Origin of the sequence: Streptococcus sp. 2018WUSS126 (genome assembly GCF_044427425.1) — a bacterium.
GTDB classification, from domain to species: Bacteria; Bacillota; Bacilli; order Lactobacillales; family Streptococcaceae; genus Streptococcus; species Streptococcus hashimotonensis.
The window spans coordinates 1-15,153 of sequence record NZ_JAOTGB010000025.1; the positions used below are offsets into that span (position 1 = coordinate 1).

A 15,153-nucleotide genomic window follows, 5' to 3' on the forward strand; every position below is an offset into this window, starting at 1 on the left:
AAGATCCATTTTCAGATGGCAGTTTTAGAACGAGATAAAAGCCCGTTGTTACGGGCATTAGTCAAGTAATTATAGCACTAACCTGAACGAAGTTCAGCGAACGTCTTTAGACGTCGCTGGAGAGAAACGGCTTATAGCCGGTGTACAAGCCACCCGTTTTCACGGGTGGTTATGACTTGTTTCTATGGTATAATGCTAGTGATAAAATTTTTGGAGACAATCAAATGACAAAATTATATGGTAGCTTGGAAGCGGGTGGTACAAAGTTTGTTTGTGCCGTAGGTGATGAACAATTCCAAGTTGTTGAAAAAACACAATTTCCTACGACAACTCCTTATGAAACGATTGAGAGAACGGTTGAATTCTTCAAGCGCTATGAAGATCGTTTGGCAGGTATTGCGATAGGTTCTTTCGGTCCAATCGATATTGATCAAAACTCACAGACTTATGGTTACATCACTTCGACACCAAAACCACACTGGTCAAATATTGATTTACTTGGTCTGATTGCTAAGGAATTTAACATTCCATTTTATTTCACGACAGATGTGAATTCATCGGCATTTGGTGAAACCCTGGTTCGTAAAGGAGTAAAGAGTTTAGTTTACTATACAATCGGTACGGGTATTGGTGCAGGTGCTATTCAGAATGGTGAGTTTATCGGTGGTTTGGGTCATACCGAAGCGGGTCATACTTACGTTGCCCTACACCCTTACGATGTAAAACATGAATTTAAAGGGACGTGTCCGTTCCACAATGGGTGTTTGGAAGGCTTAGCTGCGGGTCCTTCTCTTGAAGGCCGTACAGGTATTCGTGGTGAATTGATCGAGTTAAATTCAGACGTTTGGGATGTGCAGGCTTACTACATTGCTCAAGCAGCAGTACAGGCAACCTTGCTTTATCGTCCGCAAGTAATTGTATTTGGTGGAGGAGTTATGGCTCAAGAGCACATGCTTAATCGTGTACGTGAGAAGTTTATCGGTTTGATGAACGATTATCTCCCAACACCAGATGTCAAAGAATATATCGTAACGCCAGCTGTTGCTGAAAATGGTTCTGCAACTCTTGGAAACTTTGCTTTGGCAAAACAGGTGTCAAGAAATTCATAATTATCTATGAGAACAGATTCATTTGTACTTTTGCGATAGATATATTGAAGAAAAATATTGGGTGAAGTTGTTTTATTATCACAATAACTTGACAGTAAGGTGAGAGTTTTCATGTAACTCTCGCCTATTTTTATCTAAAAAAACTGTATTCATAAGAGATAGCCGTTCGTTGATCAAGGCAATCTTTGGGAGTAGGAAAGAATCAGACCAGCTTAAAAAGAGTTCGTCAACAACTCTTCAATTTAAGTTGTTGGGTCGAAACAGTGCCTCAAAAACCAATGATGACTATAAAAGATTAGAGTTGGCCATTGTTGGAGTTCATCGGGTATGAAAAAGAAAAACAAGTTCCACAACTCTTGATGATTATTCATGAGCAAGGTTGAAAATCTTTTTATTAGCGATAGTGCAGTGATGTTTTTTAACCAGAGGAAAGTTGTTGTTTCCCAATTGTATGAAAACGCTATATCTAAAGTAATGATGCAGAGACACTAAAGGCTATAAAAACAGGAAAAGCATAGATATATGGCAGAAAAAAGATAGTTAAAAGTGTTACAATTGGAATGCAAATTTTAGGCTGGGAAATTATTCTCAGAAGTATTTATATGGAGGACTTATGATTCCAATTCAACAGCATGGTAAGCGCTGGCTTATTTTGACACTTACCCTTTCTACTTCGGTTCTTGCGCTTGCATCTATCGGAGCATCACAACCGGTTGTTTTTGCAGATGAAAACTTACATTTACAATCACAAAAAAATACAAATAAAATAGAGGTTCTGGACTGGGAAGCATTTTCTAAAAAATTGAAAGACTACTCCTCGGACCAACGATTCAATGTTTTTAAATTAGGATTGGAGAATCGAGTTGGGACATTATCTACTTGGAAAGAATTAGAGGAATTTGGTAAAAACCACGATTTTTTAGTGATCAATGGCAAAGGTACTCAAAATATTCATGAATCTCCACATATTCTTGTTATGAACAAGGGTGATATTCTTGTTAATAGCCCAGAAGAGTATAAGCAGAAAGTTCAGGAATTACAATTTAGAGGTGACCAAGCTAATCTGAATAATACTATCACAAATTATGCAGCTCAAAGGATTCATGCGCTCTTTCCAATTCATGTTGAATCAACCAAAAGACAGTTATTGGATGCTGCCGGTCTCAAAACAGCTGATAATCATGCTAGAGTACTGAATGACAACTTGACAATCTATTCTCATGGGTATTCTGTTGACAATAAATTTTTTAACGAGTATAGTCATTTTGGCTTTGGTCGAGACGCAAGGGTAAGCGACATAGTCAATAAAATGAATGTTACTAAAAACCTCTTTGCTGCCAATGATGATACGATTCTTAAAATGATTCAAGAATCAAAAGCTAGTATTCAACCAACAGACAGTGAGAAGGTTAAAACTTTTGTTTTAAGCATGGCTAATAAGGTTCATTATGATTGGGAGGCTGCTAATACAACTGGAATTAATAAAGCTGGTTTATCTTACTATTTTGCCTCAGATTTGTTTGCTGTTACTCAAAGAAAATTAGCAACCTGTGTTGGTTTTAGTACAACGGCGGCACGAGCATTTAATTTTATGGGGTTCCCAGCCTATGTGGTTACAGGAGTAAATGCTAAAGGTGATGCTCACGCAACAACTCGAGTATTCTATGATGGAAAATGGCATACTATCGACGCAACAGGGGTCCGAGGAATTGGTCAGAAAACTGTTTATTCGGACCAGCATTTTAATGATATCGGGAAAGATAGTTATCAAGAAGTTGATAGCAAAGAGCTAGAAAAACTGCCATTAGGCCAAAATAACTATATGGTTATTAACAAGGAATATGAAGAATGGGCTATGAGGCAAAAAACAGCAGATTTACTGTTGTTCAACAAAGAAAAGTCCTTGGTTGGTTTGGATCATATTGCATATGTTGAGCCAAAATATGTGTCACAAGAAAATAAAAAACATTTATTAGACATTTACAAAGTTTTGCAAGAAAAAATAGAAGAGGCAAAGAAAAAAGATTTAAATTTAGATCATAAAAATGGCTATGAATATATTTTGAAATCAGTGGTATCTGATATTGACAAGTTGAATAAATCTGTAAATATCACGGAAAAAGAATTTGCTGAAATTAAAAATTCTATGAAAAATAATAAAGGTTTCTTATCGCAATTAGATAAAGAGGCTGCAGCAAATTTTGAAGACGGAGATGATTATAAAACTTATCTGGCAATAATGGAGGGTAAAAAGCTTCAAGAAGATCCTGCCATTATCAAAGACAATCACAATGTTTCTGAAAATCAATTAAGTCCTTTGAAGGAAGAAAACCAAGCTAATTCTGATGAAGTCACCCAAAATTCCAAGGATGCTTCAGCTCCAAGTGTTAATTCTGCACAGCAATCTGAGGAGCTTCTAGAAAGAAATTCTTCAACACAGGAGACAATCTCAGTTACTCCTTCTCAACAAACACCAGCTCCTAAGGTACCACAAGCTAAAACTGAGTTAGAGGATAAAACAGAGACTTCATCTTTAGGAAATACAGAGATGGTTTCACCGAGTTCAGAAACAGCTCAGAATACAGTTGATTCTAAGGAAGAAAATGATGATAAATTACCACATGTTGAGGTTGCATCCAAAGAATCGAGTGAAGCGCAGGTTAATACAGTTTCCTCTCCACAAGTAATTTCAGCATCCCCAACTTCACCGGAAACTAATTCTGCCGAGGTGGTAACAGAATCAAGTGTAGTTGAGAGTGATTCAGCATCCCCAACTTCACCGGAAACAAATTCTACAGAGGCAGTAACAACTAGTCAAGAAATGGCTGAATCATCAGTTTCTGCTCCACAAGTAAGTTCTGAAATCCAAACTTCATCAGAAACAACACCTACAGATGTAGCAACAGAAGTAACAGAACCAAGTGTAGTTGAGAGTGATTCAGCATCCCCAACTTCACCGGAAACAAATTCTACAGAGGCAGTAACAACTAGTCAAGAAATGGCTGGAACTTCGGTTTCTGCTCCACAAGTAAGTTCTGAAATCCAAACTTCATCAGAAACAGCTCCTGCAGATGAGGTAACAGAATCAAGTGTAGTTGAGAATGATTCAGCATCCCAACCTTCATCGGAAACTATTTCTACAGAAGTGGCAACAGAAGTAACAGAATCAAGTGTAGTTGAAAGTAATTCAGCGTCTCAACCTTCACCGGAAACAACTCCTACAGAGACGGTGACAGCTAGTCAAGAAGTAGCTGAATCACCGGTTTCTGCTCCACAAACAAGTTCTGCTTCACTTGCTTTAGAGGTTCCTAAAAATGAACGTTTAGACAAAGAAGTAGCTGTAACTGTGTCAAATGGAGTTGAAGCAAATACTCATGAGGCAGGTTCTGTTCCGACATCAGATATTCATGTTCAAGATGCTGGTTCAGCCACGGTGATTCAACCCCGGTCTGTGCTTGGAGAAGCAATTTCAACAGTTGAGCCTGTAGGCGTTGCAACTTCTCCTCAAGAGAGAAGTGCAGTAGCTAGTGAGGTGAAAGTGCCTGCCTCTCTTGAACGTAGTAACAATTCTATTGAGGAAGAAAAAGTGGTTGATTCGAATGCAACAATTGAGAATCGAGAGCCAGAGAAAAAAGAGGTCTTTACTTCGGAAAATGTACTTAACAGCTTAGTAACAATTTGGGTAGCTTTATCTACTAGTTTCTTCATGAGATATTTTTCTCGAGGAAAATAATATATTAATACAGGTTGAAGATAATATTTACCTTTGTGTAGAAAATTATTCATGTGAGCTTTTATTAACTGAATAATATGATAACTGAGCTTTTAATGAATTTCTAAATCTCCGATATATCGCAGATTCCTCATTTAAAATTTCATAAATTTTTCACCTCCTAGGAGTTATTGTGACTAGGAGGTGTTTTGTGGTAAAAATAGTAATATTAAGCTAGCATTTTCATTTATTTAGGCTGTATCCTAGTGCCAAACCTTGAAAATTGCCTAGTTTTCTGCTACAATATATTATTGACTAAAACTGAAATAGGATGAATGATATGGTAACAAATGTACTTCGTTCTCTCATTGAAAATGATAAGGGAGAGCTAAGAAAACTTGAGAAAATGGCAGACAAGGTCTTCTCGTATGCCGATGAAATGGAAGCGCTGACTGATGAACAGTTGCAAGCTAAGACAGCAGAATTTAAGGAGCGATACAATAACGGTGAATCCCTCGACGATCTTTTGTACGAAGCATATGCGGTAGTCCGTGAAGGAGCTCGTCGCGTATTGGGTCTCTATCCCTACAAGGTTCAGGTTATGGGAGGAATCGTTCTTCACAACGGTGACGTTCCAGAAATGCGTACAGGTGAAGGTAAGACTCTGACTGCAACGATGCCTGTTTATTTGAATGCCTTGTCTGGTCAAGGTGTTCACGTAGTGACGGTTAACGAGTATCTTTCTACTCGTGATGCGACTGAAATGGGTGAATTGTACTCATGGCTTGGTCTTTCAGTTGGTATCAACTTAGCTGCTAAATCCCCCTTGGAAAAACGTGAGGCCTATAACTGCGATATTACTTATTCGACCAACTCAGAGATTGGTTTTGACTACCTCCGAGACAATATGGTTGTGCGTGCAGAAGACATGGTTCAACGTCCTCTCAATTACGCCTTGGTCGATGAAGTTGACTCAATCTTGATTGACGAAGCTCGTACGCCGTTGATTGTATCTGGTGCACAAGGTTCTGAAACAAACCAGTTGTATTTCTTGGCAGATAATCTTGTTAAATCTTTGACAACAGAAGATTACATCATTGACATTCCATCTAAAACGATTGGTCTGTCTGATTCAGGTATTGACAAGGCAGAGAAATTCTTCAAGTTAGATAACCTTTACGATATTGAAAATGTAGCCATTACCCATTTCTTGGATAATGCGCTTCGTGCCAACTACATCATGACCTATGATATTGACTATCTGGTCAATGAAGACCAAGAGGTCATGATTATCGATCCATTTACAGGTCGTACGATGGAAGGTCGTCGTTATTCTGATGGACTTCACCAAGCCATCGAAGCTAAGGAAGGTGTACCGGTTCAAAACGAGTCTAAGACAAGTGCCTCTATTACCTACCAAAACCTTTTCCGTATGTATAAAAAATTATCAGGGATGACGGGTACTGGTAAAACAGAAGAGGAAGAATTCCGTGAAATCTACAACATCCGTGTTGTACCAATCCCAACTAACCGCCCAATCGCGCGTGTTGACCACGAAGATTTACTCTATCCAAGTCTAGAATACAAATTCAATGCCGTTATTGCTGATGTGAAGAGACGCTATGAGAAAGGGCAACCTGTCTTGGTCGGTACAGTTGCGGTTGAAACTTCTGATTTGATTTCTCAAAAATTGGTAGCTGCAGGTGTCCCTCACGAAGTATTGAATGCCAAAAACCACTATCGTGAAGCGCAGATTATTATGAATGCTGGTCAGCGTGGTGCGGTCACTATTGCGACCAACATGGCGGGACGCGGTACCGATATTAAGTTAGGTCCAGGTGTACGTGAACTTGGTGGGCTATGTGTTATTGGTACTGAGCGCCATGAAAGTCGTCGTATTGATAACCAGCTTCGTGGACGTTCAGGTCGTCAAGGTGACCCAGGTGAATCACAATTCTATCTATCTCTCGAAGATGACTTGATGAAACGCTTTGGTTCAGAACGCATCAAAGTATTTATGGAGCGTATGAATCTAACAGAAGAAGAGTCTGTTATCAAGTCTAAAATGTTGACACGTCAAGTTGAATCTGCTCAGAAGCGTGTGGAAGGGAACAACTACGATTCACGTAAACAAGTCCTTCAATATGACGATGTGATGCGTGAGCAACGTGAAATTATCTATCGCCAACGCCAGGATGTTATTACTGCTGACCGTGATTTGGCTCCTGAAATCAAAGCGATGATGAAACGGACGATTGAACGCCAAGTTGCTGGTCACTTCCTTGGTTCGAAAGATGAAGCTATTGATGGCATTATCAAATTTGCGCATGCAAATCTCGTTGAAGATGATACCTTGAGTAAAGCTACTTTTGAAGCAATGAATCAGAAAGAGATTGTCGAAGAGCTCTATGAACGTGCTTTGAGAGTCTATGATTCACAAGTGAAAAAATTACGCGATGAAGAACGTGTACGCGAATTCCAGAAAGTTCTTATCCTTCGTGTTGTGGATAACAAATGGACAGACCATATTGATGCCTTGGATCAATTGCGCAATGCAGTCAGTCTTCGTGGATACGCTCAAAATAATCCAATCGTTGAATATCAATCAGAAGCATTTACTATGTTCAACGATATGATTGGGGCTATCGAGTTTGAAGTAACCCGCTTGATGATGAAGGCGCAAATTCATGACAATATTGAGCGTGAGCGTACAAGTCAAGAAGCGCATACGACAGCTGTTAAGAATATTATGCCGAACCAATCGCATGCAATTCAGGAGAATGTATCTTTTGAAGGTGTTGATCGTAACGATCCATGCCCATGCCAATCTGGCAAGAAATTTAAAAATTGTCACGGCCGTAAATAGGAATGACGCGTGGACTGGACGGCTGTCCAGTCCTTTTGCAATTTTTAGACAAGTCACTAGAGTCAGTTCGTTTATTTTGATAAATGAAATGACTATGCAAAAGGAGACCGATTAATGATAGTAGGACATGGCATTGACCTTCAGGAGATGGAGGCGATTGAAAGTGTCAGAATCAAACACCAAGGGTTTCCCAAAAAGATTCTCACAGAGAAAGAATTTGAACGGTATCAAAGTCTGTCTGGTCGCCGTCAGTTAGAATATTTAGCTGGACGTTGGTCAGCCAAAGAAGCGCTGACCAAGGCCTTGGGGACAGGTATTGGTAAGATAGGATTTCATGATATTGAAATTCTGAATACCAGCAAAGGAGTTCCCTATGTGACGAAGAGTCCCTTTGATGGGAATATTTGGCTCAGCATTAGCCATTCAGGAAATTTTGTACAAGCTAGTGTGATTTTGGAGGAGAAAGATGATTGAAAGTGAACATCGACCCACGCAAATTCGTGTTAACTTAGATGCGATTGCGGAAAATTTCGAGCAAGTAATGACCAACTTGCCCCCGAAGACCGAAGCGTTTGCTGTTGTTAAGGCGAATGCTTATGGTCATGGAGCTGTTGCGGTAGCGAAAAAGCTATCCAGTCAAGCAGCTGGCTTTTGTGTTTCGAATTTGGATGAAGCATTAGAGCTACGTAAAGCAGGTATCGAGCATCCTATCTTGATTTTAGGAGTGGTTCCTGTACGTTTTTTACCAGTAGCTCATCAACTCAATATCAGTGTGACAGTTGCCAGTCTGGACTGGTTGCAAGATGCAAAAGACTTAGAGGCGGATTTATCTGGTCTAACTGTCCATCTTAAGCTAGATACTGGTATGGGGCGGATTGGTTTTAGAAAAATAGCCGATTTGCTACAAGCGATTGCTATCCTTGAAGAATTAGAGTATGACATCGAAGGAGTCTATACTCATTTTGCTACTGCGGATGAGGTTGATCAGGCGCACTTCGAGAGTCAACTGTCTGTTTTTAAAGAATTTTTGGATGTTCTACCAATTACTCCGCGCTGGATTCATGCCAGTAATTCAGCAACAAGCATTTGGCATGCTGATACAGTATTTAACCTGGTTCGTTTGGGAAACATTCTTTATGGACTTAATCCAAGTGGACGAGTACTAGAACTCCCGTTTGAGGTTCAACCAGCCTTATCTCTCGTATCTGAAATTGTTCATGTAAAGCAGGTTGAAGCTGGCACAACAATTGGCTACGGAGCTACTTATCACAGCACCGATTCAGAATGGATTGCGACCGTTCCGATAGGATATGCAGATGGTCTCGTACGAAGCTTACAGGGCTTATCAGTCTTAGTCGATGGGCAGACCTGTGAAATTGTAGGGCGTATTTCGATGGACCAGATCACCATTCGTTTACCTCATGCTTATCCACTTGGTCAAAAAGTCACCCTAATCGGTCAAGATGGAGATAAAACGATCTCTGTTCAGGAGTGGGCTGATCGTATCGGAACCATAAATTACGAGGTGGTTTGTCTTTTGACAGATCGCCTACCTCGAATTTTTGAATAACAGCGATAGTAAAAGTGACGATAATTCACCTCTTTTGCTAGAATAGAAGGGTAAAATATTATAGAAGTGTTACCTAGATATTGTCTATAATACAAATATCGTCATTTAGTTGACTTTTATTACTTCGATGTAAGAGGAGTGGGAAAGATTCGACTAGGTCAAAAAGAGTTCCCCTCACTTCCAAGCAGTTGGCTCGGGCTAAAATAGTCCACTGGACTGTTAAACCCAATCAACCACTGCGCTGAGATGTTGACACTAACTTTGAGTTTTCGTATAAAAAGCCTAAAAAATAGCTTAGAATTGCATCGTCAGAAACGTTGATTCTAAGCTATTTTTGTTTATTCAAATTTTAATTGCTACTCAATGAAAATTAAAATCAGACTAGCTCCAAAGGTTTGGGAAACCTTTGGAGCTTGGAGATAGAGTGAACGAAGTTCGTTTCTCCAAGAGCAGATATAACCCAGCTACTTTCTTATTTTATGGTAGCAGGCTGTCAAGCTCCACTGGAGCTTGACACTCATCCAATCAAGTCAACAACGTCTGATTTTGATTTTCGAAGAGTATGAAGAGGGAACTGATCGACCTCGTTGTGATTATTGCTCGTTAAAAAAAGCTTCATAGAGTGCGTGCAGGGCGCGTTTCTTTTCTTCGGTTTTGACAACGAACATAACAGAAACTTCGCTGGCGCCCTGTGAAATCATTGCCAAGTTGACGTTTTGTTTAGAGAGGGCGGTGGTAGCGGTAGCTGTTACACCGACATGGCTCTTCATATTTTCACCAACAATCATGATAATAGATAAACCATGTTCGATTTCGGCCTTGTCAACTTCCATTTTCGTATTGAGTTGACGAAGGATCTCTTCTTCCTTAATAGGAGTCAATTCACGCTCACGGACTACGATGGATAAATCGTCAATCCCGGTCGGCATGTGCTCCCAGCGAATATTGAGATCTTCGAGAATTTGCAACACCTTACGACCAAAACCAACTTCACGGTTCATCAAGTATTTGGACAAGTTAATGCTGACAAAACCATCGTCTGCGGCAATACCGACAACAGGAACTGTTTGCTCGGTATGTTTGTGTACAATTCGGGTACCAGGGTGAGTTGGGTTATTGGTGTTTTTGATAACCAATGGAATCCGCCCGCGATAGGCAGGAAGGAGGGCTTCATCGTGGAGGACGGAGAAACCTGCATAAGCTAATTCTCGCATTTCACGATAGGTCAATTCTTTGATTGAATGTGGATTTTTAATGATGCCAGGATGGGCAGCAAAAATACCATCGACATCTGTAAAGTTTTCATAGAGGTCAGCCTTAACCCCGGCAGCAATGATGGAACCTGTAATATCCGATCCACCTCGTGAGAAGGTACAAATCTGGTTATCAACAGTTACACCGAAGAATCCTGGGATAATGAGTACTTCATCTGTATAACGAAGCTCTTCGATTTTGTCATAACTTGAAGGCAAAATGCGAGCATTTCCTGGTTCGGAGCTGACGATAATACCAGCTTTTTTAGGATGGACATAGCGTGCAGGCAATCCTCTGTGGGTAAAATATTCGGCAATCAATTTGGCATTATTATCTTCACCAGCTGCTAAGAATGCGTCGTAAAGGAACTCGTTATCATCAATTGGTAGGCTGGCCAAAGAGATGATGCTGTCTGCGATTTTCTTCATGCTGTTAGCTGTGAAACCAAGTTCGTCAACCATTGCTTGATAACGGTTGATGATCCATTCTTGACTGGCAGTCACATCTTTTCCGTTAACATATTCTTTATAATATTTAATCAACGCATCAGTAACTTTAGTATCCTCGGCATTGCGTTTTCCAGGTGCAGACACAACAACAAAGCGACGTTCTGAATCAGATTGAACAATATTGAAAACTTTTTCTAACTGTCCAGCTGAAGCAAGTGAGCTTCCCCCAAATTTAATAACTTTCATTCTCATCTCCTTGGATATTTTTTTCTATTATAGCAGAATGATATGAAATTGTCAGTATGTTCAGACAAATCTTGCCAAGAATTTTATCGAAAAACGAACAAGAGACAAGCGTGAAAATTTCAGAAAAACATTTTTTCTTTCAACTGTGTTACAATTAAAGTAATAGGAGGCGAGTATGGTAAAAGCAATTATTTTCGACATGGATGGTGTACTTTTTGATACAGAAACATTCTATTTTCAACGTCGAGTGAATTTTTTAGCGACAAAAGGTTTATCGGTTGATCATTTGGATCCATCTATATTTGTCGGTGGAAGGGCTAGTCAAATTTGGCAACGGATTTTAGGGGATGATTATGATAACTGGGATGTCCCTGCCTTGGAAGAAGAATATCGTGTGTATAAAGAAAAGCGACCTACCCCTTATGCAGAGAGGATTTTTCCTGAAGTTAAAGCGGTATTGGAGAGACTAACTATCCAAGGTATTCCTGTAGTTTTGGCTTCAAATACCGACCGTTCAGAAATCGAACGTGCTCTACTAGATGCTGGTATACGCTCTCACTTTAGTCATGTTTTCTCAGCGATGGATTGTGAGGCCCCAAAACCAGATCCTGCAGTTTATATGAAAGCAGCCAGTGCAACAGGAGTAGCTAAATCGGATATTTTAGTATTTGAAGATAGTGCTAAGGGAATTGAAGCGGCTAAAAAAGCAGGATTGACAGTTTGGGCTATTCGAGACCAGCATTATGGAATTGATCAGTCGAAAGCAGATAGATTGGTAGACAATCTTGAAGATGCCTTTGATTTATTGCGATTTTAAGAAATATTATATTGTAGTCCAAGTATTAGTTCTCGGTGAAAAATGGTGTTTCTAGCTCAGAATCCAGTTCAATCTTCCAAAAGTATTAACGTGAAAAAATGAAAGTTGTAAATTAAACTTAGAGCCTATATTTACAGTTCAGACTTGCATATTGAGGTTGTTTTTTTCAAAATACAGTCAGTATTTCCCTCAAAAATTGCCTTGATGAGCGAAAAAGCCAAGGGCTTTGCGTGTGAATATAGGTTCTTAGACACGTTATTTTCTAGCATATCTAGATTTTATATTTCGAGGATAGCCCCCCTCTTTTTCGGACGTCACACTTTCCTTGCTAGAAAAAAAGTGACAATTGTAAAAACTGTGTTACAATGGAAAACAAGAATTTGAAGTTTGATGTTCAAATCTTTTAATAATCAAACTATTTTGAAAGGAGCAAGGGAATGGCCTACCAAACAATTCGTTATGAAGTAATTGATTCCGTAGCGATTCTAACTTTAAACAGACCGGAAGTGGCAAATGGTTTTAATATTCCTATGTGTGAAGAAATCTTAGAAGCAATCCGCCTTGCAGAAGGGGATGCCTCCGTCAAAATTTTACAAATTCAAGCACAGGGTTACATTTTCTCCGTGGGTGGAGATTTAGTTGAGATGAAACGTGCAGTTGATGATGATGATATTGCTTCTTTGGTAAAAATAGCAGAGCTGGTGAATGATATTTCGTTTGCGATGAAGAAATTGTCTAAAGTGGTCATTATGGTGACAGATGGGGCAGTGGCTGGAGCCGCGGCTAATATGGCGGTGGCAGCTGATTTTGTTATTGCCTCCAGCAAGACAAAATTCATCCAAGCCTTTGTAGGTGTTGGACTTGCGCCGGATGCGGGGGGGCTCTTTCTACTGAGTCGTGCTATTGGGGCAAATCGTGCTAGTCACTTGGCGATGACTGGAGAGGGCTTATCAGCGGATAAGGCTTTAGAATATGGGATTATTTATAAATTGGCAGAGCCAGAAAAACTAGAAAAGACGGTTGCCCAGGTCATAAAAAAACTCTTGCGAAGCTCAGTAAATTCTTATGCAGCAATCAAACAACTGACATGGGAAAGTCAATTTAAAGACTGGGAGTCTTATCGCCGATTAGAGTTGGATTTGCAAGAAATATTGGCCTATAAAGAGGATTTTAAAGAGGGAGTTCGAGCGCATGCAGAACGACGTAGGCCAGTGTTTACGGGAGATTAATTTTTAAATTAGTAAAAAATGTTTGACAATCAAAGTTTTATGGTTTATACTTTGACTATCAAAGTAAAGGAGGCCTGTTTTGGAAGATCCAAAAGTAAATGAATATCTAACGGCCATTTTTAACAATGTGTTGGTGATTGAAGAAACAAGTCTGCGTGGTAGCCGATTCAATGATATTTCGATTAAGGAAATGCACACGATTGATGTGATAGGAAGTATTGATGGTGCTACTCCGAGTGATGTTGCTCGGACTTTGATGGTAACCTTAGGTACTGTTACAACTAGCTTGAATAATTTGGAAAGAAAAGGATACGTGGAACGTATTCGTTCGACCAAAGATCGGCGAGTTGTTCATCTCTACCTGACCAAAAAAGGTCGACTGGTCTATCGTTTGCATCAACGATTTCACAATGAAATGGTTAAGCAGATTACAGATGGTATGGATGATGCAGAGTATCAGGTAATGAAGAAAGGACTCATGAAACTCTATCACTTCTTGGAGGATTTGAAATGAGAAACCATGCTAAAATCAGTCAGGTGGCCCACTATCTTCCGAAGAAGATTGTGACCAATGATGATTTGGCTCAACGAATGGAGACCAGTGATGAGTGGATTCGTAGCCGTACAGGTATCGGTCAACGGCACATTGTTACTGGAGAGACGACGAGTGATTTGGCTAGTCAAGTGGCTAGAAAATTACTGGAAAAGTCTCAGCTAGATGCTAGTGAAATTGACTTCATCATCGTAGCAACGATTACTCCAGATGCTTCAATGCCATCTACGGCAGCTATGGTCCAAGCAGCAATTGGTGCGAAAAAGGCTTTTGCCTATGATCTCGTTGCAGCTTGTTCAGGATTTGTTTTTGCGCTATCAACAGCGGAAAAATTGCTTGCTTCAGGAGTCTATAAGAGAGGACTTGTCATTGGAGCTGAGACCCTATCTAAGTCTGTCGACTGGTCGGATCGATCAACGGCTGTTTTATTTGGAGATGGTGCTGGAGGAGTTTTACTGGAAGCGTGTGAGCAACCGAGCTTTTTAGCAGAAATCTTGCGAACGGATGGCGGTCGAGGTGCTAGTCTGACAGCAGGGATAGATCAGAAAGAGACGCCATTCTCGACACAAAGCCGTCAGCAACCCTTTATCCAAATGGAGGGCAGAGCTATATTTGAATTTGCTACGAGGGATGTTACGGCAACCATGGCAGAGCTGCTAGAACAAGCTGATATGACTGTGGATTGCGTTGATTATTTCTTGCTCCATCAAGCCAATATACGGATCCTAGATAAGATGGCTCGTAAATTGGGAGTGGCGCGTGAAAAATTTCCAGCAAATATGGATAAATATGGCAATACCAGCGCAGCAAGTCTTCCCATTCTCTTATCAGAATGTGTAGAGAGCGGAATGTTGCGATTGGATGGAAGCCAGACTGTTCTCATGGCTGGTTTCGGTGGAGGCCTCACATGGGGAACTCTACTCTTACAACTTTAGTTAATTCCTTGCCCTAGGCAAGATTAAAATATTTTATTTTCCAAAAGGAGACACATATCATGGCAGTATTTGAAAAAGTACAGGAAATCATCGTTGAAGAATTGGGTAAGGATGCTGAAGAAGTAACCCTTACAACAACCTTTGAAGATTTGGATGCAGATTCATTGGATCTTTTCCAAGTTATCTCTGAAATCGAAGATGCCTTCGATATTCAAATCGATACTGAAGAAGGTTTGACAACTGTAGGCGATTTGGTTGCTTATGTTGAAGAAAAAACAAAATAATATTTCTAAGGAAAAGTGCTATTTAGCATTTTTCTTAAATCGAATACTTTGATAATCAAAACATTGAAATATCAAACTATTTTTTGAGTGAGGGGGCAACCCTTCACTTGTTTACCTAATGATTTGATA

General features: G+C 39.9%; 11 protein-coding genes. 10 read left to right on the forward strand and 1 reads right to left on the reverse strand.

The features are described from left to right. Positions 1-224: 224 nt before the first annotated feature. From scrK to alr, 5 genes are all read left to right on the forward strand, one after another. Positions 225-1,109: a fructokinase ScrK gene (scrK, locus tag ODU34_RS08980; RefSeq protein ID WP_105179038.1), complete on the forward strand. Its 885-nt coding sequence runs from the start codon at positions 225-227 to the stop codon at positions 1,107-1,109. A gap of 613 nt (positions 1,110-1,722) precedes the next feature. Next, positions 1,723-4,842, forward strand: coding sequence for a transglutaminase domain-containing protein (locus ODU34_RS08985; protein ID WP_105179039.1), 3,120 nt, complete (start codon positions 1,723-1,725; stop codon positions 4,840-4,842). A 319-nt stretch (positions 4,843-5,161) separates the two neighbouring features. Then, complete coding sequence (gene secA / locus ODU34_RS08990; RefSeq protein ID WP_002938259.1) at positions 5,162-7,687, forward strand: preprotein translocase subunit SecA; 2,526 nt, start codon at positions 5,162-5,164, stop codon at positions 7,685-7,687. A 114-nt stretch (positions 7,688-7,801) separates the two neighbouring features. After that, on the forward strand, positions 7,802-8,161 hold the full coding sequence (acpS, locus tag ODU34_RS08995) for a holo-ACP synthase (RefSeq protein ID WP_029751764.1): 360 nt from the start codon (positions 7,802-7,804) through the stop codon (positions 8,159-8,161). Beyond that, positions 8,154-9,257, forward strand: a complete 1,104-nt coding sequence (alr, locus tag ODU34_RS09000; RefSeq protein ID WP_029751763.1) for an alanine racemase — start codon at positions 8,154-8,156, stop codon at positions 9,255-9,257. The genes acpS and alr overlap by 8 nt, the downstream gene beginning before the upstream one ends. A 593-nt stretch (positions 9,258-9,850) precedes the next feature. Here the strand turns inward: alr and ODU34_RS09005 are convergent. Next, entirely contained in the window at positions 9,851-11,206 is a 1,356-nt protein-coding gene (locus ODU34_RS09005) for an aspartate kinase (RefSeq protein WP_105179040.1), read from the reverse strand. Between the two features lie 175 nt (positions 11,207-11,381). Here ODU34_RS09005 and ODU34_RS09010 point away from each other — a divergent pair, with 175 nt between their 5' ends. The 5 genes from ODU34_RS09010 to ODU34_RS09030 all read left to right on the forward strand — a co-directional run bounded on the left by ODU34_RS09010 (position 11,382) and on the right by ODU34_RS09030 (position 15,024). After that, entirely contained in the window at positions 11,382-12,023 is a 642-nt protein-coding gene (locus ODU34_RS09010) for an HAD family phosphatase (protein WP_029170994.1), read from the forward strand. 437 nt (positions 12,024-12,460) lie between these two features. Beyond that, positions 12,461-13,252, forward strand: a complete 792-nt coding sequence (locus tag ODU34_RS09015; protein ID WP_136647382.1) for an enoyl-CoA hydratase — start codon at positions 12,461-12,463, stop codon at positions 13,250-13,252. A gap of 79 nt (positions 13,253-13,331) precedes the next feature. Continuing rightward, the gene (locus ODU34_RS09020) at positions 13,332-13,766 is read left to right on the forward strand and encodes a MarR family winged helix-turn-helix transcriptional regulator (RefSeq protein WP_012775319.1); all 435 of its coding nucleotides are present in this window, start codon (positions 13,332-13,334) and stop codon (positions 13,764-13,766) included. Next, positions 13,763-14,740 (forward strand): beta-ketoacyl-ACP synthase III, encoded by a 978-nt coding sequence (locus ODU34_RS09025; protein WP_136647383.1) that lies wholly within the window; start codon positions 13,763-13,765, stop codon positions 14,738-14,740. Before ODU34_RS09020 ends, ODU34_RS09025 begins: the two co-directional genes overlap by 4 nt. Positions 14,741-14,799: 59 nt before the next feature. Then, a complete protein-coding gene (locus ODU34_RS09030; protein ID WP_002938891.1) occupies positions 14,800-15,024 on the forward strand; it encodes an acyl carrier protein in 225 nt (74 codons plus the stop codon). Positions 15,025-15,153 lie beyond the last annotated feature (129 nt).